31 protein-coding genes are annotated in these 24,829 nt (G+C 63.0%); 20 read left to right on the forward strand and 11 right to left on the reverse strand.

Annotated features, from left to right (window positions below; translation table 11 throughout):
• Positions 1 to 134: 134 nt before the first annotated feature.
• Positions 135 to 1,469 carry an aspartate aminotransferase family protein gene (locus tag R1T45_RS18260; RefSeq protein ID WP_317389827.1) on the forward strand — a complete coding sequence of 445 codons (1,335 nt, stop codon included), beginning with the start codon at positions 135 to 137 and terminating at the stop codon, positions 1,467 to 1,469.
• A gap of 13 nt (positions 1,470 to 1,482) precedes the next feature.
• Here the strand turns inward: R1T45_RS18260 and R1T45_RS18265 are convergent, their stop codons facing one another.
• Genes R1T45_RS18265 through R1T45_RS18285 form a run of 5 tightly spaced genes read right to left on the reverse strand, consistent with a single transcriptional unit; the run spans position 1,483 to position 4,339 of the window.
• Entirely contained in the window at positions 1,483 to 2,448 is a 966-nt protein-coding gene (locus R1T45_RS18265) for a TonB family protein (RefSeq protein ID WP_317389828.1), read from the reverse strand.
• Positions 2,445 to 2,834 (reverse strand): ExbD/TolR family protein, encoded by a 390-nt coding sequence (locus R1T45_RS18270; RefSeq protein ID WP_120350451.1) that lies wholly within the window; start codon positions 2,832 to 2,834, stop codon positions 2,445 to 2,447. Before R1T45_RS18270 ends, R1T45_RS18265 begins: the two co-directional genes overlap by 4 nt.
• 2 nt (positions 2,835 to 2,836) lie before the next feature.
• The gene (locus tag R1T45_RS18275) at positions 2,837 to 3,214 is read right to left on the reverse strand and encodes a biopolymer transporter ExbD (protein ID WP_132445053.1); all 378 of its coding nucleotides are present in this window, start codon (positions 3,212 to 3,214) and stop codon (positions 2,837 to 2,839) included.
• Positions 3,207 to 3,893 (reverse strand): MotA/TolQ/ExbB proton channel family protein, encoded by a 687-nt coding sequence (locus R1T45_RS18280; RefSeq protein WP_317389829.1) that lies wholly within the window; start codon positions 3,891 to 3,893, stop codon positions 3,207 to 3,209. Before R1T45_RS18280 ends, R1T45_RS18275 begins: the two co-directional genes overlap by 8 nt.
• Positions 3,893 to 4,339 (reverse strand): hypothetical protein, encoded by a 447-nt coding sequence (locus tag R1T45_RS18285; RefSeq protein WP_317389830.1) that lies wholly within the window; start codon positions 4,337 to 4,339, stop codon positions 3,893 to 3,895. The genes R1T45_RS18280 and R1T45_RS18285 overlap by 1 nt, the downstream gene beginning before the upstream one ends.
• A 279-nt stretch (positions 4,340 to 4,618) precedes the next feature.
• Here R1T45_RS18285 and R1T45_RS18290 point away from each other — a divergent pair, with 279 nt between their 5' ends.
• Positions 4,619 to 5,077 carry a beta-lactamase hydrolase domain-containing protein gene (locus R1T45_RS18290; RefSeq protein ID WP_317389831.1) on the forward strand — a complete coding sequence of 153 codons (459 nt, stop codon included), beginning with the start codon at positions 4,619 to 4,621 and terminating at the stop codon, positions 5,075 to 5,077.
• A gap of 27 nt (positions 5,078 to 5,104) precedes the next feature.
• Here the strand turns inward: R1T45_RS18290 and R1T45_RS18295 are convergent, their stop codons facing one another.
• Entirely contained in the window at positions 5,105 to 5,410 is a 306-nt protein-coding gene (locus tag R1T45_RS18295; protein WP_067628498.1) for an ArsR/SmtB family transcription factor, read from the reverse strand.
• Positions 5,411 to 5,504: 94 nt separating this feature from the next.
• Between R1T45_RS18295 and R1T45_RS18300 the strand changes: the two genes are divergently transcribed.
• The 6 genes from R1T45_RS18300 (at position 5,505) to R1T45_RS18325 (ending at position 10,865) form a co-directional block, all read left to right on the forward strand.
• The gene (locus tag R1T45_RS18300; RefSeq protein WP_067628499.1) at positions 5,505 to 5,939 is read left to right on the forward strand and encodes a YeeE/YedE family protein; all 435 of its coding nucleotides are present in this window, start codon (positions 5,505 to 5,507) and stop codon (positions 5,937 to 5,939) included.
• A 1-nt stretch (position 5,940) separates the two neighbouring features.
• Positions 5,941 to 6,381: a YeeE/YedE family protein gene (locus R1T45_RS18305; RefSeq protein WP_132445045.1), complete on the forward strand. Its 441-nt coding sequence runs from the start codon at positions 5,941 to 5,943 to the stop codon at positions 6,379 to 6,381.
• Positions 6,381 to 7,298, forward strand: a complete 918-nt coding sequence (locus R1T45_RS18310) for an MBL fold metallo-hydrolase (protein WP_317389832.1) — start codon at positions 6,381 to 6,383, stop codon at positions 7,296 to 7,298. Before R1T45_RS18305 ends, R1T45_RS18310 begins: the two co-directional genes overlap by 1 nt.
• A 54-nt stretch (positions 7,299 to 7,352) precedes the next feature.
• The gene (locus R1T45_RS18315) at positions 7,353 to 9,074 is read left to right on the forward strand and encodes a sulfate permease (RefSeq protein ID WP_317389833.1); all 1,722 of its coding nucleotides are present in this window, start codon (positions 7,353 to 7,355) and stop codon (positions 9,072 to 9,074) included.
• 61 nt (positions 9,075 to 9,135) lie between these two features.
• Positions 9,136 to 9,600 (forward strand): CreA family protein, encoded by a 465-nt coding sequence (locus R1T45_RS18320; RefSeq protein ID WP_317389834.1) that lies wholly within the window; start codon positions 9,136 to 9,138, stop codon positions 9,598 to 9,600.
• A gap of 116 nt (positions 9,601 to 9,716) precedes the next feature.
• Positions 9,717 to 10,865 (forward strand): lytic murein transglycosylase, encoded by a 1,149-nt coding sequence (locus R1T45_RS18325; protein WP_317389835.1) that lies wholly within the window; start codon positions 9,717 to 9,719, stop codon positions 10,863 to 10,865.
• 6 nt (positions 10,866 to 10,871) lie between these two features.
• Here R1T45_RS18325 and R1T45_RS18330 read toward each other — a convergent pair whose 3' ends face one another.
• Positions 10,872 to 12,212: a FliI/YscN family ATPase gene (locus R1T45_RS18330; RefSeq protein WP_243265342.1), complete on the reverse strand. Its 1,341-nt coding sequence runs from the start codon at positions 12,210 to 12,212 to the stop codon at positions 10,872 to 10,874.
• On the opposite strand from R1T45_RS18330, the gene flgB reads away from it, so the two are divergent.
• The 8 genes from flgB to flhB are packed head-to-tail and all read left to right on the forward strand — an operon-like array spanning position 12,211 to position 18,512.
• Positions 12,211 to 12,687: a flagellar basal body rod protein FlgB gene (gene flgB / locus R1T45_RS18335; RefSeq protein ID WP_317389836.1), complete on the forward strand. Its 477-nt coding sequence runs from the start codon at positions 12,211 to 12,213 to the stop codon at positions 12,685 to 12,687. The genes R1T45_RS18330 and flgB overlap by 2 nt on opposite strands.
• Positions 12,688 to 12,696: 9 nt before the next feature.
• Entirely contained in the window at positions 12,697 to 13,107 is a 411-nt protein-coding gene (flgC, locus tag R1T45_RS18340; protein ID WP_067630405.1) for a flagellar basal body rod protein FlgC, read from the forward strand.
• Between the two features lie 11 nt (positions 13,108 to 13,118).
• Entirely contained in the window at positions 13,119 to 13,451 is a 333-nt protein-coding gene (locus tag R1T45_RS18345; RefSeq protein WP_120350438.1) for a flagellar hook-basal body complex protein FliE, read from the forward strand.
• A 3-nt stretch (positions 13,452 to 13,454) separates the two neighbouring features.
• Positions 13,455 to 13,724, forward strand: coding sequence for a flagellar biosynthesis protein FliQ (fliQ, locus tag R1T45_RS18350; RefSeq protein WP_067261035.1), 270 nt, complete (start codon positions 13,455 to 13,457; stop codon positions 13,722 to 13,724).
• Positions 13,721 to 14,551: a lytic transglycosylase domain-containing protein gene (locus tag R1T45_RS18355; protein ID WP_132445031.1), complete on the forward strand. Its 831-nt coding sequence runs from the start codon at positions 13,721 to 13,723 to the stop codon at positions 14,549 to 14,551. Before fliQ ends, R1T45_RS18355 begins: the two co-directional genes overlap by 4 nt.
• Complete coding sequence (flhA, locus tag R1T45_RS18360) at positions 14,548 to 16,632, forward strand: flagellar biosynthesis protein FlhA (RefSeq protein ID WP_132445029.1); 2,085 nt, start codon at positions 14,548 to 14,550, stop codon at positions 16,630 to 16,632. The genes R1T45_RS18355 and flhA overlap by 4 nt, the downstream gene beginning before the upstream one ends.
• A 2-nt stretch (positions 16,633 to 16,634) precedes the next feature.
• Positions 16,635 to 17,390, forward strand: a complete 756-nt coding sequence (locus R1T45_RS18365) for a flagellar biosynthetic protein FliR (protein ID WP_120350435.1) — start codon at positions 16,635 to 16,637, stop codon at positions 17,388 to 17,390.
• 3 nt (positions 17,391 to 17,393) lie between these two features.
• Positions 17,394 to 18,512, forward strand: a complete 1,119-nt coding sequence (gene flhB, locus R1T45_RS18370) for a flagellar biosynthesis protein FlhB (RefSeq protein ID WP_132445027.1) — start codon at positions 17,394 to 17,396, stop codon at positions 18,510 to 18,512.
• An 11-nt stretch (positions 18,513 to 18,523) separates the two neighbouring features.
• On the opposite strand, the gene R1T45_RS18375 is transcribed toward flhB, so the two are convergent.
• The 4 genes from R1T45_RS18375 to fliL are packed head-to-tail and all read right to left on the reverse strand — an operon-like array spanning position 18,524 to position 21,009.
• Positions 18,524 to 19,153 (reverse strand): hypothetical protein, encoded by a 630-nt coding sequence (locus R1T45_RS18375; RefSeq protein ID WP_317389837.1) that lies wholly within the window; start codon positions 19,151 to 19,153, stop codon positions 18,524 to 18,526.
• Entirely contained in the window at positions 19,150 to 19,551 is a 402-nt protein-coding gene (locus tag R1T45_RS18380) for a flagellar motor switch protein (RefSeq protein ID WP_317389838.1), read from the reverse strand. Before R1T45_RS18380 ends, R1T45_RS18375 begins: the two co-directional genes overlap by 4 nt.
• Positions 19,532 to 20,479 (reverse strand): flagellar motor switch protein FliM, encoded by a 948-nt coding sequence (locus tag R1T45_RS18385; protein ID WP_067938964.1) that lies wholly within the window; start codon positions 20,477 to 20,479, stop codon positions 19,532 to 19,534. Before R1T45_RS18385 ends, R1T45_RS18380 begins: the two co-directional genes overlap by 20 nt.
• Positions 20,476 to 21,009, reverse strand: a complete 534-nt coding sequence (fliL, locus tag R1T45_RS18390) for a flagellar basal body-associated protein FliL (RefSeq protein WP_317389839.1) — start codon at positions 21,007 to 21,009, stop codon at positions 20,476 to 20,478. The genes R1T45_RS18385 and fliL overlap by 4 nt, the downstream gene beginning before the upstream one ends.
• Positions 21,010 to 21,191: 182 nt before the next feature.
• Between fliL and fliF the strand changes: the two genes are divergently transcribed.
• From fliF to fliP, 4 genes are read left to right on the forward strand one after another with little or no spacing between them, the layout of a single operon-like run.
• Positions 21,192 to 22,895 (forward strand): flagellar basal-body MS-ring/collar protein FliF, encoded by a 1,704-nt coding sequence (gene fliF, locus R1T45_RS18395; protein ID WP_317389840.1) that lies wholly within the window; start codon positions 21,192 to 21,194, stop codon positions 22,893 to 22,895.
• Entirely contained in the window at positions 22,892 to 23,554 is a 663-nt protein-coding gene (locus tag R1T45_RS18400; RefSeq protein ID WP_317389841.1) for a FliH/SctL family protein, read from the forward strand. The genes fliF and R1T45_RS18400 overlap by 4 nt, the downstream gene beginning before the upstream one ends.
• A complete protein-coding gene (locus R1T45_RS18405) occupies positions 23,541 to 23,999 on the forward strand; it encodes a FliM/FliN family flagellar motor switch protein (RefSeq protein WP_317389842.1) in 459 nt (152 codons plus the stop codon). The genes R1T45_RS18400 and R1T45_RS18405 overlap by 14 nt, the downstream gene beginning before the upstream one ends.
• The gene (gene fliP / locus R1T45_RS18410) at positions 23,986 to 24,822 is read left to right on the forward strand and encodes a flagellar type III secretion system pore protein FliP (RefSeq protein WP_269343619.1); all 837 of its coding nucleotides are present in this window, start codon (positions 23,986 to 23,988) and stop codon (positions 24,820 to 24,822) included. The genes R1T45_RS18405 and fliP overlap by 14 nt, the downstream gene beginning before the upstream one ends.
• Positions 24,823 to 24,829 lie beyond the last annotated feature (7 nt).

Here is a 24,829-nt window from a genome sequence, read left to right on the forward strand (position 1 = left end):
AATAATTTACCTGTCAAGCTTCTCCTGACCCTAGGTCAGCCCAAGCTTTTCCGAATACGCGCGGTGTGCTGATTAATGTGGCAGTCAGCAAGCGAAGCGGTAAATAGGGTCGACCCCAAGGATCGGATTCTACGATGAGCCATGTATTGCACCGTAACCTGCGCGCCACGCAACCTGTGATCGTGCGCGGAGAGGGAAATTTCCTTATTGATGACAAGGGGAAGCGCTATCTGGATGCCTGCGGCGGCGCTGCGGTGTCGAGCCTTGGACATGACAACGCCGCCGTGCGCGCCGCTGTCGCCGCGCAGATGGACCAGCTCGCCTTTGCGCATACCGGCCTCTTCACCAACACCCCGGCAGAGGCTTTGGCCGACCATTTGATCGCCCGCGCGCCTGAGGGCACTGGCGAAGGGCGGGTGATGTATCTGGGCAGCGGGTCCGAGGCGATGGAAGCCGCGCTGAAGCTCGCGCGGCAGTATCATCTGGAGCGGGGCGACAAAGCGCGGGCGAAAATCATCGCGCGCAAGCCCAGCTATCATGGCAACACACTGGGCGCGCTGGCGGTGGGCGGCCATGCCGGACGCCGCGCGCCCTTTGCGCCGATGCTGATGGATGTCGAACATATCGACGCGGCCTATGCCTACCGCCTGCAACGCGAGGGCGAGAGCGAGGCAGATTTCGCGCAACGCTTGGCGGATCAGTTGGAGACGCGGATCGTTGAACTGGGGCCGGAGACAGTCGCCGCCTTTGTGGCTGAGCCGGTGGTGGGCGCATCGCTCGGCTCACAACCCGCGCCTGCGGGGTATTTCAAGCGGGTGCGTGAGATTTGTGACCGCCACGGCGTGCTGCTCATCGCCGACGAAGTGATGTGCGGCATGGGGCGCACCGGCAGCCTTTTCGCACTTGAGCAGGAAGGTATCTGTGCCGACATCACCACCATGGCCAAGGGGCTAGGCGCGGGCTACCAGCCCATCGCGGCGGTGATGGCCCGCGAAAGCGTGATCGACGCGATCATGGCGGGCAGCGGCAATCTGTGGAACGGGCATACCTATATGTCGCACGCGGTGGCGACGGCGGGGGCGCTGGCTGTGCTGCAAGAGGTCGAGAGCCGCGATTTGCTGAGCGCGGTGCGCGCGCGGGGGCAGCAGTTGGAAACGGCGCTGCGCGAGCGGTTCGGCCAGCATGCCCATGTCGGTGACATTCGCGGGCGCGGGTTGTTCTGGTCCATCGAATTGGTGGCCGAGCGCGACAGCAAGACGCCCTTTGAGGTGAGCCGCAACCTTGCGGGCAAGATTCAGCGGGCGGCGATGGAGGCCGGGATGATCTGCTATCCCGCGCAGGGCTGTGCCGATGGCACGGCGGGGGATCACGTTCTGCTGGCTCCGGCCTTTACCTCTCCGCCCGAAGAAATCGAGATGACGGTCGAGATGCTGGGCAAGGCCGTCGACGGGGTGATTGCGGAGGGCTGAGCCCTCCGCCCGCTCATCGGCCTTTGATCTGGATCGAGAAGTTGCGCTGCGCCCCGGCGGGCGGGCGCGGAAAGGGTGCGGCCTGTCGGATGATGCCAAGCGCCGCTTGGTCCAGCGCCGCCGACCCGGAACTGCGCGCCACCCGAACGCCAGCCAACTGCCCGCCCCCGCCAATGGAAAAGGCGATCACGGCGGTCCCGCGTGAGCGAACACGCGGTTTGCCGACGCGGGCGATGCGGCTCATCACTTGGCCGGGATAGTTGCTGGCCGCCGCGTTGCCCGCAGGTGCTGCGGCCCGCTGACGGGTGCCGGACTGCGCGGCGTTGCCCGCCCGGCTGGCAGTCTGCGCGCCCTTGGTGTTGTCGCGCTTCGCATTGCCGCGCTTGGTTTGCTTGGGCTTGGTTTTCTGGGGTTTCGGCTGCGGCTTGGGCTTGGCCTTCTTGGCGGCCTCGGCGGCGCGTTCGGGGTCGCGGCGCTGTGGGCGCTGCGACAGGCGTGGCGCATCGTCCTCGGCCTCGGCGGTGAGGGTTTCGATCGGGGGCACCGGGGCCGTGGCTGTGATGGTCGGCGTGGCGCTGGTGGTCTCGGGCGGGGTTTCGACCGGGGTCAGGGCAGGCAAGACGGGTGTCTGCGCCGCAGTGGCGGGAGGTGGGGCCACGTGCATGGGCTCTGCCTTCACCGCTTGCATTGGCTCGGCGGCAGGCGTGGGCGTAACCGTTGGCGCGGGGGTCGGCGGCGGCGCCTCGGCGGTCTCCAAGGGTTCGGGCTCGGGGGTCGGCGTGATCTCTTCCACCGGTTCTGCCTCTAGAGTGCCGACGGCCATATCCTCAAACCGGGTGCCAAGCTGGGCCGCGGCGGGCGCTCCGCCGCCCGCGATCTTGGCGCTGTCGTCAATTTGCGCGAGCTGCGACACGCCCACCACAAGGCTGGCGGCGATACCGACGGAGAATGTTTTGACAAGACCGGACCGGGGGATCATTGCAGCGCCCTTTCGGTGACAAGCATGACGCGCTCTGCCCCCGCCCCGCGCAGCTCGCGGGTCAGCTCCACAAGGCGGCGGGCGGGCAGCGCGCGGTCAGGCAGCAGCCGCACGGTGTCGCGCTCTTCCTCGGGGAGCGCGTCGATGAATTCAGCCACGCTGGCGCGGTCTTGGCCTGCGAAGGTCATGCGGCCATCGGCGTGGACCACCAGCGCATTGGGCGGCGCGCGGCCCTCAAGCTCACGGGTTTCCACGAGGTTCAGATCGGAATCCAGCGGCTGCGACAGGGTGCCCGCGACCATGAAGAAGACCAGCATCAGAAAGACGATGTTGATCAGCGCGATGGTCGGTTCGCGTTGCGGTTTGGCCTTGGCGATAGGACGCATGGTCAGCCCTCCAGAACCGAGACGCTGAGCCCCGGCAGGGCGCGCAGCGCGATGAGCAGATCGGCCAGCGCCTGCGCCTCGACCTCGGCCCCGAGCGAGACCAGAAGCGGCGTGCCCTTCTCGGCCTCGGCCAAGGGGCTGGCGGTCAGCGCGTCAAGCGCCAGCGCATCGCCATTGAGGCGCAGCCCCTCGGTGGTCAGTTGCAAAAAGAACGGTTTCGCCCCCGTCTCGGCCCCTGCCCCGGATGTCGCTGCGGCCAATTCGATCTCGGCAAATTTGGAGAAGGTCGAGGTCAGCATGAAAAACAACAACAGCAGAAAGATCACATCGATCAGAGAGGTCATGGAGAGGCGGTTGCGCCGCCGGCGTGGCCTAGCCATGGGCTGGCCGGGGCGCGGCGGCGGCAAATTGGGTCGCGGCAGGTGTGGCGGCGGGGGCCGCGTTCTGGCCGGGATGCAGCACGGTGAGGATCGCCTTGTCGGCGATGACGCGCTCGGTCTCCATCCGCTGCTCCAGCCAGCTGAGCACCAGCGCGGTCGGCATGGCAACGACGAGGCCCACCGCAGTGGTCAGAAGCGCCACCCAGATGCCCCCCGCGAGGATCGAAGGATCCACCTGCGACCCTGCATCCTGCAAGGCGCGGAAGGCTTCGATCATGCCCAGAACCGTGCCGAAGAGGCCCAAGAGCGGGGCAAGCTGCGCCACGGAATCGAGCAGACGAAAGCCGCGCTCCAGCTTGGCAAAGCGCAACTCGGCCTCGGCCTGCAAGCGCGAAGCGCCCGCGTCGGGCGTAGACATGGCCAGTTCGATCACCGGGGCGAGGTAGCTTTTCGACCGGCCCAGCGCAGAGCGCGCAGCGGCGGCATCGCCGCGCTCCCAAGCATTGACCGCTTCGGACAGCGCCCGGTGGCGGCCCACGGCGGCGGCGCGGAACTGCCATGTTTTATAAAGTGCCACGGCGAGGGTCAGCACTGCCACGGCCATGAGGATTACCACCACCGGGCCACCGGTTTCGGCAATGCCCCGCAGAGGGGTCAGCAGTTCATCCAGTTGATCCATCAGCCCAGCACCTCGATCTCGGTCCGGGTTGCTGGGGCCAGCGCGTTTTCGCAAGTGCCCGCCGCGATCCCCGCGCCTTCGCAGCTTTGCGCACCGTTAAACAGGATACGGCCAAGGTTTTCGCAGGTGGTCTGCGGCACCACGAATTGGCGCACGCGCGGGCGGCCTACGGGCAATTGACCAAAGTCGAAAAGGGTCAGCCGGTTCACGGTGCCTTCGCGGTCGAACAGCACGGTTTCAAAAACTGCCATGTCCAAGGGGGCGGAGAGGTCGTTCGTGATGAGGAAGGTCAGCTTGCAATTGGCCTCCGTGGTGTCGGCGGCGTTCAATTCGACCTTGAGCGAGGGGGCCGCAGCCGCCGCTGCGGCGGCAGGCGTCTCGGCGGCGGCGCCTTGGGCAATGGTCAGGGACAGGGCCGCGAGGAACGCGGAACGAAAATGCGGCATGGGGGTGGCTCCCGATGGGTTTATCTTTGATCACGGCGCGCTGCTGGGGCGCCTGCCACGGCTGGGCAGAATCGTCGCAGCACCTCTCGCGCCAAGCGGAATTTCTGCCTGCTGCCTAACAAAATCGGGCGGCAGTGACAATCCTGACTTTAATACTCGGATAAGGCGGCCGCCGCCCTGCCCACTTGGTGAGCAGGGAACAGTTGCGTCGATCTGGTGTTAGGCTGCTGAAACCATTGCCTGCGGGAAAACGACACCCGCGCAGAGAAGGAGGCCAGAATGACCGACGACAGCCAGAAGATCGCGACCATCGACCCCACGCATAACGTGGCCCCGTTCACACCAGATGCCAAAGCACTGGAACAGGCGGCCTCGGCCGGGATGAAAACAGTGGTAAACTTCCGCGCCTCGGATGAAAAAGGCTGCCTCTCCCCCGATGAAGAGCGGCTGGTGGCCGAGAAGCTGGGGCTGAACTACCTGCACCATCCGGTCACGCCCGATACGCTTGGCCCCGAGACGGTGGACGAATTCCGCAAGTCACTGGACGACCTGCCGCAGCCGGTGTTCCTGCACTGCGCCTCGGGCAAACGGGCCGGGGCGATGACGCTGATGGCCCTTGCGGCAGACAAGGGATGGGACGGTGACACGGCCCTGCAAGAAGGCAAATCACGCGGCATTGACCTGACCGAAGAGAAGATCGGCCAGTTCGTCAAATCCTACGCGGATAGCAAAGCGTGAAAGAGGCGTCCGGTTTTACCGGGCGCATTATTTTTGCGCGCAGTAGAGGCCGTGCAGCGTTTCCAGAACGGCCACGGCCTCCTGCCCTTTGACCCGGTAAAAGATCGTCTGCCCCGCGCGGCGACTGTCCACAAGCCCCGCTTCTTTCAGCTTTTTAAGCTGCTGTGACATGGTGGATTGCGACAACCCGCAGGCCTGCGCCAAATCCCCAACCGAACGCTCTCCGCCCAGCAGCCGGCACAAGATCTGCAACCGCGCCTCTGATGCGAGCATCGTCATCAGGGCAGCCGCTCCGGCAATGTCACCGTCCAAGAAATCGTCCGAGTTTTTCATATTAGCATCATTGAATATTAGGAATGGGTAATATATACTAAATGACAGTCTGAGACAAGCCAGCCGCCAAGGCGGGCGCGTAAGGAGTTGAGAGATGGAAACCGAATTCACACCTTGGCTGTCGCTGGGCGGCGGCGCGCTGATCGGAGCCTCGGCAGTACTGCTGATGGCGACGAACGGGCGCATCGCGGGCATCAGCGGGCTGACCTCACGGCTATTTGCGCGCAGCAGTGACGGCGAAGCGCGGGGCGTTTCGTTCTTCTTCGTGCTGGGGCTTTTGCTGGCAGCACCGCTTTGGTTGATTGTCTCGGGCGGGTGGCCGCAGCAGTGGGTGCCTTCGAACCCGCTTTTGATGGCTCTGGCCGGGCTGCTGGTCGGCTTTGGCGCGACCTATGGCAATGGGTGTACCTCGGGCCATGGGGTCTGCGGCATCAGCCGTGGCTCGGCGCGGTCGATCGTGGCAACGGTGACCTTCATGGCAACGGCTTTCGTGACCGTGTTTGTCATGCGGCATGTGTTAGGGGCTTGATATGAAACAGATATTCGCCCTCCTCTCCGGCCTCGTCTTCGGCATTGGCCTTATCGTCTCTGGCATGGCGGACCCTGCCAAGGTGCTGAACTTTCTTGACGTCTTTGGCACATGGGATCCCAGCCTCGCCTTTGTCATGGGCGGTGCGATCGCAGTGACAGCACCGGGCTTTGCATGGCTGTTCCGCAGCCGTCAGACCCCCTATTTCGACACCACGTTCCGCGTTCCCACCCGCAACGATCTTGAGCCGAAACTGCTGACCGGCGCTGCGATCTTTGGCATCGGCTGGGGCTTGGGCGGCTTTTGCCCCGGCCCTGCGTTGACTGCCCTGCCCTTGGCGGCCAGTGGCACGTTGATCTTTGTCCCCTTCATGCTGGGCGGCATGTGGATCGCCCGCCACACCCCTGATTTGATGACCAAAACCAAGAAAGGACCTGCCTGATGAGCGACCCTCTGAATACACCCGTCGTGCGGCATTCCCCTTCAACCGGTGCGGGCAGCCCCGATGTCTGGGGCATCTATGAGCCCGACACAGGCTCGATCCAATACATCTGCGCCGATCCGGCGACCAAGAAGGCCGCGCTGATTGACGTAGTCTGGAACTTTGACCCGAAGAACTACAAGTTCACGACCGAGAGCATGGATCAGGTTTTGGGCCTTGTGAAAGAGCATGGCCTGAGCGTGGAATGGGTGCTTGATACGCATCCCCATGCGGACCACGTCATGGCTTCTGCCCATCTGAAGGAACGGACCGGAGCGCCCAATGCCATCGGTGCGCTGGTGCCTGAGATCGCCAAGATTTGGGCGGACCTCTACAACCTGCCAAACGCCTTTGACCCCGACCGCGATTTTGATCATCTGTTTGAAGAGGGCGAAACGTTTAAGATCGGTGAACTAAACGCCAAGGTGATGCTGTCGCCCGGTCACACACTGGGGTCGATCACCTACGTCTGCGGCGATGCAGCTTTCGTGCATGACACATTGATGCAGCCCGATGCGGGCACCTCGCGGTCGGATTTTCCGGGTGGCAGAACGGCAGAGCTTTGGGACTCGATCCAAGACATCCTCGCCCTGCCCGGCGACACGCGGCTTTACATCGGCCATGACTACGGCACCGATGACCGCAAGGAACCGACGTGGGAAGCCACGGTTGATGAGCACAAGGCCAAGAACATCCACGTCAAGGACGGCACGAAACGCGAGGACTATATCGAGCGCCGCCAGAAGCGAGACGCGACGCTTTCGCTGCCCAATCGGATCCTTGCGGCCTTGCAGATCAACCTGCGCGGCGGGCGCCTGCCCCCGGCAGAGGATGACGGCAATCACTACCTCAAACTGCCGGTGAACCGCTTCGACTAAACCAGACCGGGCGGCCCTTCGGGGCGGCCCCTTCCCCTTGACGGATTGCCTGACATGACCCTGCGGCCCCCTGCGCAATATCTGCCGATCCTCGACTGGGGGCGCCGCTATGACCGTGGCCAATTCACCGGAGATTTGGTGGCGGCGGTGATCGTCACCATCATGTTGATCCCGCAATCGCTGGCCTATGCGCTGCTTGCGGGGATGCCGCCCGAGGCTGGCATCTACGCCTCCATCGCGCCGATTGTGCTTTATGCGATTTTCGGAACCAGCCGGGCGCTGGCAGTGGGGCCCGTGGCGGTGGTGTCGCTGATGACGGCGGCGGCGGTGGGCAACATCGCCGAAGCTGGCACGGCGGGCTATGTCACCGCGGCGCTAACGTTGGCGTTTCTGTCGGGCGCGATGCTGCTGGCGCTTGGGCTGTTCCGGCTGGGGTTTTTGGCGAATTTCCTGTCTCACCCTGTGATCGCGGGGTTCATCACCGCCTCGGGCATTCTGATCGCCGCCAGCCAGTTGCGCCATATTCTGGGGGTCGAAGGCGAAGGCCATACGCTGGTCGAAATCCTCGCCAGCCTTTGGGCGCATCTGGGGGAGGTGAACCCCATCACCCTTCTGCTGGGCGTTACCGCGACGGCTTTCCTGTTCTGGGTGCGGGGCGGGTTGAAAACCTTGCTTTTGCGTATCGGGCTGGGGTCACGCATGGCCGATATCGGGGCAAAAACGGGCCCGGTTCTGGCGATCGTCGGCACCACACTGGCGGTTTGGGCCTTTGATCTGGGCAGTCGCGGCGTGGCCATCGTGGGCGACGTTCCACAAAGCCTGCCGCCGCTCACCCTGCCCTCCTTCTCGCCTGACCTGCTGTCACAGTTGTTCATTCCCGCGCTGCTGATTTCTATCATCGGCTTTGTGGAGAGCATCAGCGTGGCGCAGACATTGGCCGCCAAGAAACGCCAGCGCATCGATCCGGATCAAGAACTCATCGGTCTGGGCAGTGCGAACCTTGGGGCCGCCTTCACCGGGGGTTTCCCGGTCACCGGGGGGTTCTCACGCTCTGTGGTGAACTTCGACGCGGGGGCCGAGACGCCCGCCGCGGGAGCCTTTACCGCCGTCGGGCTCGCGCTCGCGGCGCTGTTTCTGACACCGCTGATCTATTTCCTGCCCAAAGCCACGCTGGCCGCCACGATCATCGTCGCGGTGCTGAGCCTCGTAGATTTCTCGATCCTCAAACGCGCTTGGGCCTTCAGCCACGCCGATTTCGCTGCCGTGAGCGTGACGATCCTGCTCACGCTGATCTTCGGCGTGGAAGCGGGCGTAAGCGCAGGGGTCATCACCTCGATCCTCGTGCATCTTTACAAGACCTCGCGCCCGCATATGGCCGTGGTGGGCCGGGTGCCGGGGACTGAGCATTTCCGCAATGTGCTGCGCCATGAGGTTGAGACCCAGCCCCATGTGCTGTCGCTGCGGGTGGACGAAAGCCTATATTTTCCCAATGCGCGGTACCTTGAAGACCAATTGGCACGCCATGCCGCCGAAAAGCCCGAACTGACCGATGTGGTCCTGATGTTCCCGGCGGTGAATGAGATCGACCTGTCGGCGCTTGAATCGCTTGAGGCGATCAACACACGGCTGCGGGATGCCGATATCCGGCTGCATCTGAGCGAGGTGAAGGGCCCGGTGATGGACCGGCTGAAGCGCAGTCATTTTCTGGATGACCTCACCGGCGAGGTCTTTCTAAGCCAGCACGAAGCCGTTTGCGCCTTGGCAGAGCGGCGGTAGAGACTGTCGAAAATTTGGCGGAGCCTAGGGAACCGCCCTGCCCGTCGCGCGTTTGCCTGCCATGAACAAGATATTCGCGCGCGCCGCCGCCCTTTCCGCCTGCCTTTTCGCCACTGCCGCCCCTGCCGAACAGGTTGGGAATGTCGATGTGGACTGGTTGGGCAATGACATCATCGTCGAAGCCGTGGCCGACCCCAAGGTCAAGGGCGTGACCTGTCATCTGGCCTATTTCGAACGCGGTTTGATTGACCGGCTGCAAAAGGGCAACTGGTTCGAAGACCCGTCGAACTCCTCCATCTCTTGCCGCCAGACCGGCCCGATTGAAGTTGGCGATATCGAGATGGATGATGAAGGCGAGAATGTCTTTAGCGAACGCCGCTCGATCATCTTTAAAACCCTGCGGGTGAAGCGTATTTTCGACAAAGAGAACAATACGCTGATCTACATCAGCCACAGCCAGCAGGTGCAGGACGGGTCGGCCAAGATGTCGATGTCGACTGTGCCGCTCTACCAGCCCGGACAATAAGCCTCAGCGGCCAAGTTTTCCTCGGCAAAGCCTTGCCAGCTTAGTGATCTCGCCTTGCCGGGCGACCTGCCTGCGATATGCTGCGCAAAACGCAACAAGCAGCGACAGGCAGGTTTATGAGACATTCACGCAGAACATTCGCATTCGGCCTCGCCGCTCTGGGGCTGACCTCGGCTTGCTCTACGGGGGGCGGCGCGCTTGGCCCCGCAGCAGCGGCAGGGGTGCCGGACGATCTGCGCCCAGTGCCCAACGCGGGATATGACGCTTGGGTCGCGGCGTTTAAGGGCCGTGCCTCGGCACAAGGGATTTCCGCCAACACCTTGGCTCAAGGGTTTCGCGGCGCGGGCTACCTGCCCGGCGTCGTGAAACGGGACCGTAACCAGACGGAATTCAGCCGCAGCTTGGAAGACTACCTCGCCATCGCGGCCTCGGACGAGCGTGTATCAAAGGGGCGCGCGGCTTTTGCACGGCACCGCAGCACGCTGAGCGCGATTGAGAACCGCTACGGCGTGGCGGCAGAGATCGTCGCGGCAGTTTGGGGGCTAGAGAGCTATTTCGGTGAGCGGCGCGGGAATGTGCCCGTCGTTTCGGCCACTTCGACGCTGGCCTATGACGGGCGGCGCGGGGCGTTTTTTGAGAAGCAACTGATCGCGGCGCTGAAAATTCTGCAAAACGGCGATATCACCGCCGATCGCATGACCGGGTCTTGGGCCGGGGCCATGGGGCATACGCAGTTTATTCCCACCTCCTATCAAGCTTTCGCGGTGGATTTCACCGGCGACGGGCGACGCGACATCTGGTCGGAAGACCCCAGCGATGCACTAGCCTCGACCGCCGCGTATCTGTCGCGCAACAGCTGGACGCGCGGCGTGAAATGGGGCGGCGAAGTGGGCAGCATCCCCGCCAGCGCCGGGTCCGTGATCCAGCCACAGGCAGGCGGGCCGCAGTTTGTGGTAACCAGCAACTTCCGGGCGCTGAAACGCTATAACAACTCCGACAGCTACGCGATTGGCGTGGGCCATCTGGCCGACCGCATCGCCGGGGGCGGACCGCTGCGCGGCAGCTTCCCCCCCGACGCCAATGGGTTGACCAAGGACGACAGGATGGCGCTGCAACAGCGGCTGACCGCGCGGGGGTTTGATACCGATGGCACCGACGGGGTGATCGGGCCAAACAGCCGCAAGGCGATCAGCGCCTATCAGGCCAGCGTGGGCCTGCCCGCGACCGGCGAGCCTTCGGTCGATCTGCTGCGCCGCCTGCAATAGGCGGTATCAGCCGGGGCTGATCCCGGCACGGTCGAGCATCCCTGCCACCTCAGCAAATGAGGACTGCGGCGGGGTGTGCTCGGCCTTGCGCTGGCTAAGGAACGTCTCGCACGGCCCAGCGAATGCAATCGCGCGGTCCAGTTCGGGATTGCTGCCGCTGCGGTAGGCGCCGATGCGGATCAATTCCTCCATATCGGCATGGGCCGCCAGCGCCTTATGGGCGGCGGTGAGCAACGTATACTCCACATCACTGTGACAATCCGGCAACGTCCGCGAGACCGATGCGAGCAGGTCAATCGCCGGATAGCGCCCCTTTTCGGCAATCTTGCGGTCCAACACGATATGCCCGTCGGTGATGCCGCGCACGGCGTCAGCGATGGGGTCATTCATGTCATCGCCATCCACCAAAACGGTGAAGATCGCCGTGATATCGCCCTTGCCCACCGGCCCCGGCCCAGCCCGCTCCAACATCTGCGGAAGCTCTGAAAACACCGTCGGCGGATAGCCCTTGGCGGTGGGCGGCTCGCGCGAGGCGAGACCGATTTCGCGCTGCGCCATGGCAAAACGGGTGACGCTGTCCATCAGCAGCAACACATGCTGACCCTGATCGCGGAAATGTTCGGCCACGGCCATGGCGGTCCAAGCGGCTTGGCGACGGGTGAGCGGCGGCTCATCTCCGGTGGCGACCACCAGCACCGCCTTCTCCATCCCCTCGGGGCCAAGGTCGGTCGAGATGAAATCTTGCACCTCGCGGCCCCGTTCGCCGACCAGCGCCATGACCACCACATCACAGTCCGTATAGCGTGCCAGCATGGCCATCAGCGTCGATTTACCCACACCAGAGCCCGCAAAAATGCCCAAGCGCTGGCCTTGGCAAAGCGGGGTAAAGACATCGAGCGCGCGCACATGGGTCGCCAGTTTCGGGCCGATGCGTTTGCGGTCGAACGCACCCGGCGGGGCGGCGCGCAGCGGGCGCGGTTGGTTGCCTTCGGGCAGATGCCCCTTCCCGTCGAGCGGTGCGGCAGAGGCACTGATCACCCGCCCCTTCCAGCTTTCATCCGGGCGGATCACATCGCGGCCAACGGCGACCTCGACCCGGTCACCCGCCGCGACCCCGCGCCACGACCCAAAAGGGAGCAACTCGGTGCCATGGGTGCCCAGCCCCACGACCTCTGCATGGACCGGCCCGTCAGAGCCATGCACGATGCAGCGCTCGCCGATGCCCAGCACCCGCTCCAGCCCCACGGCGGTCAGCGTAATGCCGGTGATCGCGCGCACTTCGCCGGTGATCTCGGCCTCGCCCGCCTCGCGGGCAAAGCTGGTCAGCTCGGAAAAGAGTGTCTGCATGGATAAATTTCCTCTAGGAGAGCAAGCTAATATTTACTATACAAGGATTAAACAGGCTATAGGCAAAAAAATGAACTTGTCTAATCTTTCTATTCTTGGACTCGCTTCGGACCGGATGCAGTGGCTTTCGGCCCGGCAAAAGGTCGTGTCTGAAAACGTGGCCAATGCGGCGACGCCGAACTTCAAGGCGCGCGATGTGTCGTCCTTCGCCTCAATGCTCAGCGGAGAGCTGTCGCGTGATAATGGGCTGGTGACCACCCATGACAAACACTTCACCGGCGTCGCCCAAGGTACGCCCGGCGTGCGTGAGGTAACGGACCGCAGCGCTGCTGGCGCGACGCTGGATGGCAATACCGTGAACCTTGAAGAACAGGCCGTGAAGGCCGCCGAGATCGGCGATCATTACCGGTTGGCCGCACAGCTTTATCGCAAGAGCTATGACATGCTCACCATGGCCGTCACCGGAAACAGGTAAGGAAAACGCATGGATCCGCTTCAGTCTATCGCCAAAATCGCCGCCAGCGGGATGACCGCGCAGACCGCGCGTTTGCGGGTGATCTCGGAAAACGTGGCCAACGCAGATTCCACGGGCACCACGCCGGGCGCCGACCCGTTCCGCCGCAAGACCATCAGTTTTTCCGAGTTGATTGATCGCAACGGCGGCGGCTCTTTGGTTGAGGTTGACCGCATCGGGCGCGACCAGTCGCCGTTTCGCCGCGATTATGACCCGTCGCATCCAGCAGCGGATGACACCGGCTATGTCAATCGGCCCAATGTCGATCCGATCATTGAGATGGCCAACATGCGCGAGGCATCGCGCAACTACGAGGCCAACATGAACATGTTCGAGTCCGGTCGCCGGATGCGCGGCCAGATGCTCGACCTGTTGAAGTGAGGTAACCTGAGATGAGCGATCCCGCCTCCCTGATCTCGACCGCCGCGGTTCGCGGTGCCTATCGCACCTCGCAATCGCTAACGGCGCAAAAAGGCGAAGCTATCGCCGAAGAGGCAGGCGCCAGCGCCAATAGCTTCACCAATATGGTGCAGCAAGCCTCGGAAAACGCGCTGGAAACAGTGCGCGAGGGCGAGGCCGTGGCCCAAGCCGGGCTGCGCGGTGAGGCGGATACCCAGCAGGTGGTCGAAGCGATGCTGGCGATGGAAAGCACAGTCAAAGTCGCCGTGTCGGTGCGCGACCGCTTTGTCGAAGCCTATCAGGAAATCTTGCGGATGCCGATCTAGGCCATGACCGAAACCCAGACCTATGACATCATCTCTGCTACCGTCTGGGCCGTGCTTTTGGCCTCGGGTCCGGTGTTGGGGGTGGCGCTGGCGATCGGTCTGGTGATCGCGTTTTTCCAAGCGCTCACGCAAATTCAGGAAATGACGTTGACCTTCGTGCCCAAGATCGTGATGATCTTTGTCACCCTGCTGGCCGCAACGCCGTTCATGTATGCCACGCTGAAGAACCTGTCGGACACCATCTTTGACCTTGTGCAGAACGGTGGGCTGTGAGGGGCTGGCGGCATATCGCAGCGGCGCTTTTGGCGGCCGCGCTCGCCACCCCTGCCCTCGCCCAAGGCTGGGGGTCGTTCTATGAGCCGACGCGCAAGGACAAAGTGACCGCGACCGCACAGACGCTGGCGGCCAAGGGCGGGCCGGAAGGCGTCTGCATCCGCGAAATTCTGGCGGCACAAACGCGGCATGGCATCCCAGATAACCTGCTGCTGGCCATTGGACTGCAAGAGGCGGGCACCCGGCGCAACGGGCATTTCACGGTCTGGCCCTATGCGGTCAACGCGGCGGGCGAAGGGCGGCTGTTCGACAGCCGCAACGCCGCGCTTGATTGGATCGCAGAGCGGCAGGCGAGTGGCATCCGCTCCATTGACGTGGGCTGTATGCAGATCAACATGCGCTGGCACCCGGATGCTTTCGACAACCCCGCCCAAGGGTTCGATCCGCGGGTGAATGTCGACTACGCGGCGCGGTTCCTCAAGCGGTTGCACCGGCGTACGGGCAGTTGGATGCAGGCCGCGGGGTCGTACCATTCTTTCGAGCCTGAGTACCGCGACACCTACCTTGACCGTCTGCAAAAGAACATTTCCGCCGCCAATGCGCGGCTGCCGGAGTTTCAGGCGCTGGCCAGTGCCAGCCCCGTTCCCGCGCGTCCGCGCAAGACGCCCCGCAGCACCTCGGGCAGTTATGACAGGTTAGCGGCCAAGGCCACATGGGGCGCGCAGATCGGCGGGGCGGCGAATGCGCGCCGTTCGCTCTATTCGGCACATGAGATGCAGCCGGTTTTGCCGCAGTTCACCACCGTCCGCGCGGAGGATGCGGGATGAGTACGAAACCCAACACCATCCTGCCGCAGCTGAGCATGTTCAGCGCCAACAAAGACGTCAGCTTTGCCGTTGGCATGGCGCTAGTGCTGGCGGTTCTGTTCTTGCCGCTGCCGCCGATCTTGCTCGATTTCGGGCTGGCGCTGTCACTGTCGCTCAGCGTGTTGATCTTCATGGTGGCGCTCTGGATCCCTTCACCGTTGCAGTTCAACTCTTTCCCGACGCTGCTGCTGGTCACGACCATGTTGCGCCTGTCGCTCAACGTGGCCTCAACCCGGCTGATCCTCAGCGAAGGCCATGCAGGTCTGCATGCGGCGGGCGATGTGATCCAAGGGTTCTCCAAGTTCATCGTGGCGGGTAATTTCGTCATCGGTGTGGTGATCTTTGCCATTCTCGTGATCATTAACTTCGTCGTGATTACAAAGGGTTCGACCCGTATCGCCGAGGTTGCCGCGCGGTTCTCGCTGGATGCGATGCCGGGCAAGCAGATGGCGATCGACGCCGATATGGGGGCGGGGCTGATCGACGAAGATGAGGCCCGTCGCCGCCGTAAGGAACTGGAAGACGAAAGCGCGTTCTTCGGGGCGATGGACGGTGCGTCAAAATTCGTGCGCGGCGATGCGGTGGCAGGGCTGATTATCACGCTGATCAACGTCATCGGCGGCATTCTGATCGGTGTCGTGCAGCGCGGCATGGGTGTAGGCGATGCCTTTAACGTCTTTACCTCGCTGACCATCGGGGACGGGCTGGTGAGCCAAATCCCGGCATTGGTCGTCTCGCTCGCCGCCGGTCTGATCGTGACCAAGGGCGGCACCCGGGGCGCGGCGAACGAAGCTGTCTTTGACCAGCTTTCGAACTTCCCCAAGGCGCTTTACATGGCGGCCTTGCTGCTGTTCGGCATCGGCCTTTTGCCCGGCTTTCCGCTGCTGGTCTTCGCCCTTCTGGCCGCTGCCATGGTGGGCTTGGGCGTGGTGATCCAGCGCGGCGCGGCAGAGGCGGCAGAAGCCAAGGCAAAGGCCGATGCAGAAGCGCAGAAACAGCAGGACATGCCAGAGGTCGACAGCAACCCGATGCACCTCGATGAGTTGCGGTTGGTTCTGGGCGAAGGGCTGGTGGCGCTGGCCAACCGCCCCGACGCGGTGCTGCCGAGCAAGATCAAATCCCTGCGCAAGCATTTCGCCGAAGAGTTCGGCTTTCCCATGCCCTCGGTCCGGATCAAGGATGACGTGAGCCTGCCGATCAACAGCTATTCCTTCCAAATCCACGGCGTTGATGTGGCCAAGGGCGACATTCGCGCCAATCAGATGATGGTGATCAACCCCGAGGGCGCGCCGCTGCAACTGCCGGGTGAGGCCACGCGCGAACCCACCTTTGGGCTGGACGCGCTTTGGGTCGACAGCAAGGTTGCCGATCAGGCCGAGGCGCAGGGCTATACGGTGGTGGACCCCGAAAGCGTGATCACCACGCACCTGACCGAAGTGGTCAAGGAAAACATGTCTGAACTGCTCACCTACGGTTCGGCGAAAGAGGCGATTGAGGGGCTGGACCGGAATTATCAAAAGCTGGTCAACGACCTGCCCGTCCCCTCCCCCGCCATTCTGGTGCAGCAGGTGTTGCAGGAACTGCTGCTCGAGCGTGTCTCGATCCGCAACCTGCCGCTGATCGTAGAGGCGATGGCCGAAGCCACGCGCCAGACCTCCAAACCCGCGCTGGTGCTTGAGAACGTGCGCCGCCGCCTGTCGAGCCAGATTTGCCAAGGCCTGTCCGATGGTCAGGGTTTCGTGCCTGTTATCACCCTGTCGCCCTCTTGGGAGGCCGAGTTCATCGAGGCGGTCAAGATCGTCGGCGAGGATCGCACATTCGTCATGTCCCCCAAACGGGTACAGGAATTCGTGCTGCAAGCCCGCCAGCAGATCCAGCGCTTCGCCTCCGAGGACAGCTGGCCCGCGCTGATGGTCAACCCCGAGGCGCGGTCCTATGTGCGCTCCATGCTGGAGCGGGTCAGCCCGATGACGCCGGTGATTTCCAACGCCGAAATTCATCGCAAGGTATCCCTGCGGACCGTCGCCACCATCGGGGGCTAGGGATGGACCTCTCCGCCCTCCTGACCGACGCGCTGATGGGATATTTCGTCGTCTTCGCCCGCATCGGCAGCGCGCTTTTGTTCATGCCGGGCTTTGCTGAAACCTCGGTGCCCACGCGGCACCGGCTGTTCTTTGGTCTGATCCTGAGTGCCGCGCTTTATCCGGTCACCGGCCTTGGCCCGGTGGCCGAGGATCGCCCCGGCGCGTTGCTGTTGATCTTCGGGTCCGAGATCACCGTGGGGCTGTGGATCGGGCTGGTGGCGCGCACCCTGCTCTCGGCGCTGCAATTCGCGGGCTATCAGATGGCGTTGATGTCGGGGCTGGCCAACGCCTTGGCCCCCAACATTGGCGCGTTTGAGGGAGCCACGAGCATGGCGGCGATGCTGCTGATCGGGGCCACGGCGCTGATTTTCATCACTGACCTGCACCACCTGATTATCGAATCCTTGCTGATGTCCTATCAGGTTTTCATCCCCGGCACCTTCATGTTGGCCGATCTGACCGATCAGTTTGCCCGCGCGACGCAGGTCAGCCTGTATCTTGGGCTGTCGATCGCCGCGCCTTTCTATGTGGCGGGTCTGGTGCTGAACGTCGGGATGGGTCTGGCCAACCGCATGATGGCGAGCCTTCAGGTCTTCTTTATTGCCCAGCCCTTGCTGATTGCCGCGGGGCTGGCCTTGATGGTGCTGGCGGTTCCGACCATGATGCGCGGGTTTCTTGAGCCCTTCGCGAATTGGCTCACCACCTACGGATTCTAGGCCATGTCAGACGAGGACAAGAGCAGTAAGACCGAAGAGCCGACGGAGAAAAAGCTCCGCGACGCGCGCAAGAAAGGCGACGTGCCCCAATCGCGTGAGACCGGCACGGCGATGCTGGTCTTTGCCCTGCTGATGATCCTGATCTTCGTGCTGCCAAGTTCGATTGGCCGGATCGTCGAAGCGCTGCAAGGCCCGCTGCTGGACGCTGGTGTCACCGCCATTGGCACCGGCGGCACCGGGGTCGTTGAGGCCGGGAATGTGTTGAAGTCACTGGGGTTTACGCTGGGGCTGGCGATGATGCCGGTCGCGGGGATCATGGTGTTGGCGGCCCTCTTTGGGGTGCTGATCCAAGGGGAGACCGTGGTCTCCGCCGAACGGATCAAGCCGAAAATTTCCAAACTGAATCCGCTATCGGGTTTTAAGCGGCTGTTCTCGGCCGAGGCCTTTGTCGAGTTTGCCAAGAACACCGCCAAGGTGCTGGTGATCGGCTTCATCACCGTCTGGGCCGTGCGCGATATTGCGCAATCGCTGGGCCAGACACAGGCCTTCATCCCCGAGACATTGCTGGATGCGGCCTTGCAAAAGGTGCGCTGGATCTTTCTGGTCACCACCGTGCTGCTGGTGCCCATCGCCATTGCCGACATCATCTGGAAGCGTGCGCAGTGGAAGAAAAAGCAGATGATGAGCCTCAAGGAAATCCGCGACGAGCATAAAGACAGCGAGGGCGATCCGCAGATCAAGGGCCGCCGTGCCGAATTGCGCCGCGCCCGCGCCCGCCAGCGCATCGCGCAGGCCATCCCCAATGCCAGTGTGATCCTGACCAACCCGACCCATTACGCCGTGGCGCTGAAATATGAACAGGGCGTCGATGATGTGCCAGTCTGCGTGGCCAAGGGGGCCGATGTGATGGCCCACCGCATCCGAGAACTGGCCAAAGAGCACGACATTCCGATGATCGAAAACCGCCCGCTGGCCCGCGCGCTACATGCAGCGGTGGAAGTGGATGACCGTATCCCGATGGAGCATTGGCAAGCGGTGGCCGAGATCATCGGCTTTGTCATGGATCTGCGCCGCAATGTCCGTCGTAAACCGCCTGCAGGGTCGTCGATCCGCGAGGATTAAGCCCTGCCCGCTTAACGTAGGCGCAGCCCTTCGAGGTTGCGGTCGGCGGGGAGTTTGGAGCGTTCCAGCAGGATTTTGGTGATCAAACGTGCGCGGACAAGGCTGAACGAGCCCATGATCTGCGCGGCGTCCCGTTCGGGCATGGCACCGATCACCTGCACGGCAGTTTCCACGTCGATCTCATCCATGATGCCTGCGGCCACCTGCGGCTTCATGTTGCGATAAAGCTCGACCAGTTTGGTCATGTCTTGGTTGTCGGCCTCTTCGATCACCTTCAATTGCGCGCCGATCTCATCGCGCAGGCTGGCAAGTCGGGTCTGCTCGGCCTTGAGGCTTTCTTCGGCCAGCGCCAGCTTGGCTTCCCGGTCGGCGATCGTGTCGCGTTGGTCTTTGAGCAGGGCACGCTCTTCGGCGATGGCCTCGGCGATCAGATGGCTCGGCTCGCACATGCCGCTCTGCCCCGGGGCGCTGGCGTCATAGCTGGGCGGCGCGGGGGCTGCGGCAAGCTCGACCGGTACCGGGGGTGTGTCACCCGGCGTCTCGGCGATGGCCATCATTGGCATGAACTCAACCGTGAGCTTGAGCACCCCGGCGACGCCAAGGCCAAAAAGCGCGATCTTTGGTAGGGAGATACGGCTCATTCCTTACGCTCCTTGGTGATGTCGAAAAAGGTGCGGACCAGCTCGGATTTGCCCTGCACCGCCGCCTGCCCCCGCACTTGGGAACGCCCTTTGAGACGCGCGGCACGCATCTGTGCGGGGCTTTGGCCTGCGGCGGCAGGCTCAGTCGCGGCTTGGCGCGGCTGCGGGGCGTCGCGCTGCACGGGTGGCTCGGGGCGCTGCACCTTGGTGCTGAGATCGCGCAGGTCTTCGACCGATTTGGCGGATTGATCAACCGCGCTGGAAAAGGCCCCAACCATCGGCTCCATTTCCTTCAAGGTGGTCATGAGCGCGCGAACCCGGCGATCAAGGATAAAGGCATAGACCAGCGTGCCGACCAGCAGCACGATGATGAGGATATCAATCAAGGCCGGCATCATCGTCGCTGTCCTCCTGACTTTCCTTGGGCAGCAAGGACTGGATCACCCGCAGCGCCAAAGCGCCATTGCTGCGCTGGCCAAAGGCGGCTTGGAACATCGGCTGCGCGTTCACCATGCCGACCACGGGGGTATCGACCGTCATGCCCAGATCAATCACCTGACCGGGCTTCCATTCCAGCACCTCATGCAGCGGGATCGTCACCTCTTGGAGCACGCCGGTGATGGTGACCGTGGTGCTTGATATCTGGCTGTTCATATCCTTGCGCGCGTTGCTGTCGGTGGGCGAACGCCCGCCAAGGAAAGGCTGCGCCAACTGCGCGCTGACCTCATCAAGCGTGCCATAGGGCAGCACCAAGGCCATATGGCCGCTGCGGTCTTCGAACTGCAGATGCATCCGGACCAGCACCGTCGCGGTGCGCGGCGCGGCCAGCATGACCGACCGGGGATTGGACTCCAACGATTGGATGTCGAATTGCACGGGGCTGACATCCTGCAGGCAATGCGCCAGCCCTTTAAGCGACAGTTCCGCCAGCCTGCGGCCCAGTTTCTGCTCAATCGCGGTCAACCCGCGGGGCTTCCACTGTTGGCTCGTGGCGCGGCGGCCACCCAGCATGATTTCTAGGACCGAAAACAGCAGGTCCGGCTCGACCACACAGGCGATCTGGCTGCCCCAGCCTTCGGCATTGGCGATGGCGATGAGCGAGGGCGCCTGAATGCTCTCCATCGCGTCCTCATAGGGCATGTATTCCAGCGAGCTAAGCTCGATCTCAGGTGCTACGGTGCAATAGGATTTGAGGTCGGGCACCAGCGCCAGCAACAGACGGTCGATGATGATCTCAAGCGTGGGCAGGCGCTGAAAGCTTTCGCGCGCCTGACGGATCATCGTCTCTTCGAGGCTTAGCGCATCGGAGGAATCCGCTATCGTCATTGCACCACCATATCGGCAATCAGTATTTCATGCGGCGCGTCGGTGTGGCCCACCGCCCGCGCCCGGCGCAGCAGTTCGGTTTTCAGCATCGCCAGCCCATAGCTGCCAGTCAGGTCGCTGACATGCAACTGCCGCAGGAAGTCTTGGAAACTGTCGCGCAGGTAAATCTCACGCGCGATCAGGCGGTCCGCGCCCTCGGCGGTTTCGTCATAGACCATCAGCATGTTCAGCTTGAGAAACCGGCTGGTCTGCCCGCCCTGTGGCCCGGTATCGGTGACATTCACGATGATCTCAGGGAAGGGCATGACCGGCATTTTCACTTCGGTCTTAGGCTTGCCGCCGTGACCATCGTCCGCCGCCTCTTCGCCATGGGTGTTGTCGGCGGTCTCAACAACTTCTTCTGCGGCCTCATCCCCGCCCAACCCGGCCATTTTCAACAGACCTGAGGGGCCAATGGCCAGCGTCACCCCGCCCACGCCAGCAAGAAGGCAGAGCAGGACAACAGCAAGGATAGCGAGCGGCTTTTTCATTCTTCAACTCTTAGTCAGATCCTGCGCGGAGCGCCATATGCAAGAACAAATACATCCCCAAACAAGCTTTATTGCAACAGAAACCTGTTTATTTTTTGGATCGTGCAAGTATAAATCGATATATGCTTGCATAGTGGCGACCGAGCGGGGAATGCTCGGACTATCCAATCGAGTGAGGGCCCGTGAATCAGATCGTTGAAAACCTTAAGGATTTAGGTCCAAAGCGGCTGGCTCTTCTGGGCGGCATCGGTCTGGCGATCACCGCGGCCATCTTTATCGGCGCGCGGACCATCCTCGCCCCCACCTATGTTCCGGTTTACAGCCAGCTTAGCCCCGGCACCGCATCGCAGATGATGCAGACGTTGGAACAGGCGGGGCTCACGGTCGATCTGTCGCGCAATGGCGATACCATTTCGGTGGCCGAGACCGATATCGCCCGTGCCCGCATGGCGCTGGCTGATGCGGGGCTGCCGGGCGAGGGCGTGCCGGGTTGGGAGATTTTCGACAATATGTCCGGCATGGGGATGAACTCCTTCATGCAAAAGGTGAACCGGTTGCGCGCACTGGAAGGCGAGCTGGCCCGGTCGATTCAAACCATCAGCGGCATCAAAGCCGCGCGGGTGCATCTGGTGCTGCCCGAACGCGCCGCCTTCTCGCGCAGCCGGGCCGAGGCCAGCGGCTCGGTCATCGTGCGCTCGCAGGCCAACGCCAGCATGACCCGCAGCCAAGCGCAGGCGATCCAGGCTCTGGTGGCCTCTGCAGTAGCAGATTTGGAAGCGCAGAACGTAACCGTCCTGTCGGCCTCGGGTGAGACGATCTTGGCCAAGGATGAAGGCGGCAGCTCTGACTTCTCCCTCCAAGGTCAGCGCAACATGATCGAAGAGCAACTGGCGCAAAAGGTTGAATCGATCCTCAACGCCCGCGTCGGGCCGGGCAATGCCCGCGTGCGGGTCAGTGTCGATCTGACGACCGAGCGTGAGGTGCGTGTGTCCCGCACGTTTGATCCCGCCCAGCAGGTTGCCCGGTCGATCGAGACCCGCGTGCGCAACTCCAATGAGACCGATCCGGCGACGGGCACAGTGGATGTGGCCAATAACATCCCCGATGAGCTGCGCGACGATGCGGGCGGCGGCGCGGGGCAGTCCACCCGCTCTGAGAACGACGAGATCATCAACTACGAAATCGGCTCGATCCAGAGCGAGCTTGTGCGCGAGCCGGGCGATATCGAGCGTATCTCGGTCGCGGTGCTGGTGAACGGCAGCTATGGCACCCTGCCCGACGGGTCCGAGGGCTATATCGAGCGCAGCCCCGAAGAAATGCAACGTCTGAGCCAACTGGTCAGCACGGCCATCGGTTTTGATCAGGGACGCGGCGATCAGGTGCAGGTCGACAGCCTTCAGTTCCTTGATTTCGATTCCGAGTTCAGCAGCCCCGCAGGCCGTGGCTTGGGCGCGGTACTGGCCGATAACGCCATGACCATCCTGCGGTCGCTCTTTGCCTTGGCGCTGGTGGCGATCATCATGGTGCTGGGCGCGCGCCCGCTGCGCATGGTGCTGGATGCCACCCTGCCCCAGCCCGCGCTGGCCGGTGCTGGCGCAGACGCGGGCCTGCTAGACGGTCCTGAGCAGGATAACGCGCCAAAAGCGCTGACCGGCGGCACCCAGAACGAAACCCCGCCAAACCGCCTGCCCACCCCGGCGGGCGTCCAGACCGGTGCGGTGCTTGGCCCAATGGACGAGATGCCCCGCGACATGGTGCAACTTGCTTCGGTCGAGGGCGCGGTGCAACACAGCCAGTTGCGCGCCGTAGCCGAACTGGCCGAAGACAACACCGAAGACGCCCTGCGGGTTCTGGGCCAATGGCTGTCGGAAGGGGATGATCTGTGATCACGACCCTCAACCTGCAAAACTTCGACGAAGACGGCAAAAGCAAGCCACAGGATCCGGCGCTACCCACGCCCGAAGAAATCGAAGCGAAGATCAAAAAGGCCCATAAGCAAGGCCATATCGAAGGCTATCTGGCCGGGGCCGACGCGGGCCGGGCCGAGATGCACCAGACCATGCAGGCCGAACATGCCGTGATGGCTGAAAAGCTGGCACAGGAACTGGCGCGGCTGTCGCAGGCGATGCAGGCCCATCAAGAGGCGCTGATGGCGCAGATCGTGGGCTTTACCTTGCAAACCTGCGAGATCGTCCTGCCCGAGGTGATCGAACGCCTGTCGACCGCGCGGGTGAAAAAGACCGTGACCCAATCGCTGAAAATGGCCATCGGGTCGAGCCAGATCAAAGTGCGCCTGTCGCCCGCCACGCTTGACCAGATCGGCCCAGACCTGCGCCAACGCGCTGTTTACTACAAATGCGACGGCGTGCTGGACCTGCGCGCCGATGCCGACCTGCCCGATGGGGATGCCCGGATGGAATGGGATCACGGCAGTCTTGATTACGGGTTCAAAAAGATTTGCGACCGCCTGCTCGACGAATTGCGCGACACCCATGCGCGGGCGCTGACAGCACAAAAGGAGAAGGACGGAAATGGACAAGCCTGACCTGCAATCGCCCAAAGATGACAACAACGCCGCGAAAGGCACCCCGCCCGACGCCACACCCGGCGCGCAAGAACAGCCGCGCGCTGACGCCTTCGGCAATACCGCCAGCACAGGCAGCGATGACGCGGGCGTCTTCCCGCAACTCGACACCGAAGACTTGCGCAACGCCCTTGCCCCCCGCCCCGAGGCCGGTGGCGCTGGCATCAACGCCATGCTGAACGTCGGCCTTGATGTGCAGATCGTGCTGGGCCAAGCCCGCATGCCGATCTCGCGCCTGCTGGAACTCACCCGAGGCTCCATTGTAGAGCTGAACCGCAAAATCGGCGCGCCGGTCGACCTCATGGTCTCTGACCGTCTCGTGGCGCGCGGCGATCTTGTGAAGGTCGGCGAAGACCGGCTTGGCGTGTCCCTGACCCAGATCGTCAAGGACTATGTCCCTGACTGACCTCCCCTCTCTGCGCGCCTATGCGTCGGGCCGCATGGGCCTTGCCCTGCTGGTGCTTCTCGCCAGTGGCGGCATGGCCATGGCCCAAGACGGCGGGTTTCTCTCCACGCTGTCGGATGTGATTGGCGACACCGCGCCCGGCAGTGACGAAAACGCCAATCTGTCGGGCCGCATTGTTCAGTTCATCGCGCTGGTCACCGTGCTGAGCATCGCGCCGGGGCTTTTGGTGGTGATGACCAGCTTCACGCGCTTTGTCATCGTCCTGTCGATGCTGCGCTCGGCCCTTGGCCTGAACCAGACCCCGCCCAATATCGTGCTGACCTCGCTGGCGCTGTTCATGACCTTCTTCGTCATGCAGCCAGTGTTCGAGGACGCCTATGAGGCCGGGGTCGAGCCGCTGTTGGAAAATGCCATCGGCGAAGAACAGGCGCTGGAGCGGATCGCCACGCCCTTCAAAAACTTCATGTACGTCAACACCCGGCCCGAGGATTACGCCCTGTTCCTGCGCATTGCCCCGGCGGATGAAGAGGCCGAAGAGACCCCCCTGCCCGCCTCGGCAGAGGAGGCCACCTTTCGCCATCTCGTTCCGGCCTTCATGATCTCGGAACTGCGCCGCGCCTTTACCATCGGCTTTCTGATCTACCTGCCCTTCGTCGCCATTGACCTCATCATCGCCTCGGTCTTGATGAGTGCGGGCATGATGATGCTGCCCCCGGTGTTGATCTCCCTGCCGTTCAAGGTGATCTTCTTTGTGCTGATCGACGGTTGGTACATGCTGGCAGGATCGCTGATCGAAAGCTATGTGCCGCTTGCCGGTGGCTGACCTGCAC

Origin of the sequence: Sulfitobacter sp. LC.270.F.C4 (genome assembly GCF_032922545.1) — a bacterium.
GTDB lineage: Bacteria > Pseudomonadota > Alphaproteobacteria > Rhodobacterales > Rhodobacteraceae > Sulfitobacter > Sulfitobacter profundi.

Coding starts and splice junctions, on each gene's coding strand:
- R1T45_RS18260 (WP_317389827.1), top strand. CDS start 135: ATGAGCCATGTATTGCACCGTAACCTGCGCGCCACGCAACCTGTGATC.
- R1T45_RS18265 (WP_317389828.1), bottom strand. CDS start 2,448: ATGATCCCCCGGTCCGGTCTTGTCAAAACATTCTCCGTCGGTATCGCC.
- R1T45_RS18270 (WP_120350451.1), bottom strand. CDS start 2,834: ATGCGTCCTATCGCCAAGGCCAAACCGCAACGCGAACCGACCATCGCG.
- R1T45_RS18275 (WP_132445053.1), bottom strand. CDS start 3,214: ATGGCTAGGCCACGCCGGCGGCGCAACCGCCTCTCCATGACCTCTCTG.
- R1T45_RS18280 (WP_317389829.1), bottom strand. CDS start 3,893: ATGGATCAACTGGATGAACTGCTGACCCCTCTGCGGGGCATTGCCGAA.
- R1T45_RS18285 (WP_317389830.1), bottom strand. CDS start 4,339: ATGCCGCATTTTCGTTCCGCGTTCCTCGCGGCCCTGTCCCTGACCATT.
- R1T45_RS18290 (WP_317389831.1), top strand. CDS start 4,619: ATGACCGACGACAGCCAGAAGATCGCGACCATCGACCCCACGCATAAC.
- R1T45_RS18295 (WP_067628498.1), bottom strand. CDS start 5,410: ATGAAAAACTCGGACGATTTCTTGGACGGTGACATTGCCGGAGCGGCT.
- R1T45_RS18300 (WP_067628499.1), top strand. CDS start 5,505: ATGGAAACCGAATTCACACCTTGGCTGTCGCTGGGCGGCGGCGCGCTG.
- R1T45_RS18305 (WP_132445045.1), top strand. CDS start 5,941: ATGAAACAGATATTCGCCCTCCTCTCCGGCCTCGTCTTCGGCATTGGC.
- R1T45_RS18310 (WP_317389832.1), top strand. CDS start 6,381: ATGAGCGACCCTCTGAATACACCCGTCGTGCGGCATTCCCCTTCAACC.
- R1T45_RS18315 (WP_317389833.1), top strand. CDS start 7,353: ATGACCCTGCGGCCCCCTGCGCAATATCTGCCGATCCTCGACTGGGGG.
- R1T45_RS18320 (WP_317389834.1), top strand. CDS start 9,136: ATGAACAAGATATTCGCGCGCGCCGCCGCCCTTTCCGCCTGCCTTTTC.
- R1T45_RS18325 (WP_317389835.1), top strand. CDS start 9,717: ATGAGACATTCACGCAGAACATTCGCATTCGGCCTCGCCGCTCTGGGG.
- flgB (WP_317389836.1), top strand. CDS start 12,211: ATGGATAAATTTCCTCTAGGAGAGCAAGCTAATATTTACTATACAAGG.
- R1T45_RS18330 (WP_243265342.1), bottom strand. CDS start 12,212: ATGCAGACACTCTTTTCCGAGCTGACCAGCTTTGCCCGCGAGGCGGGC.
- flgC (WP_067630405.1), top strand. CDS start 12,697: ATGGATCCGCTTCAGTCTATCGCCAAAATCGCCGCCAGCGGGATGACC.
- R1T45_RS18345 (WP_120350438.1), top strand. CDS start 13,119: ATGAGCGATCCCGCCTCCCTGATCTCGACCGCCGCGGTTCGCGGTGCC.
- fliQ (WP_067261035.1), top strand. CDS start 13,455: ATGACCGAAACCCAGACCTATGACATCATCTCTGCTACCGTCTGGGCC.
- flhA (WP_132445029.1), top strand. CDS start 14,548: ATGAGTACGAAACCCAACACCATCCTGCCGCAGCTGAGCATGTTCAGC.
- R1T45_RS18365 (WP_120350435.1), top strand. CDS start 16,635: ATGGACCTCTCCGCCCTCCTGACCGACGCGCTGATGGGATATTTCGTC.
- flhB (WP_132445027.1), top strand. CDS start 17,394: ATGTCAGACGAGGACAAGAGCAGTAAGACCGAAGAGCCGACGGAGAAA.
- R1T45_RS18375 (WP_317389837.1), bottom strand. CDS start 19,153: ATGAGCCGTATCTCCCTACCAAAGATCGCGCTTTTTGGCCTTGGCGTC.
- R1T45_RS18380 (WP_317389838.1), bottom strand. CDS start 19,551: ATGATGCCGGCCTTGATTGATATCCTCATCATCGTGCTGCTGGTCGGC.
- R1T45_RS18385 (WP_067938964.1), bottom strand. CDS start 20,479: ATGACGATAGCGGATTCCTCCGATGCGCTAAGCCTCGAAGAGACGATG.
- fliL (WP_317389839.1), bottom strand. CDS start 21,009: ATGAAAAAGCCGCTCGCTATCCTTGCTGTTGTCCTGCTCTGCCTTCTT.
- R1T45_RS18405 (WP_317389842.1), top strand. CDS start 23,541: ATGGACAAGCCTGACCTGCAATCGCCCAAAGATGACAACAACGCCGCG.
- fliP (WP_269343619.1), top strand. CDS start 23,986: ATGTCCCTGACTGACCTCCCCTCTCTGCGCGCCTATGCGTCGGGCCGC.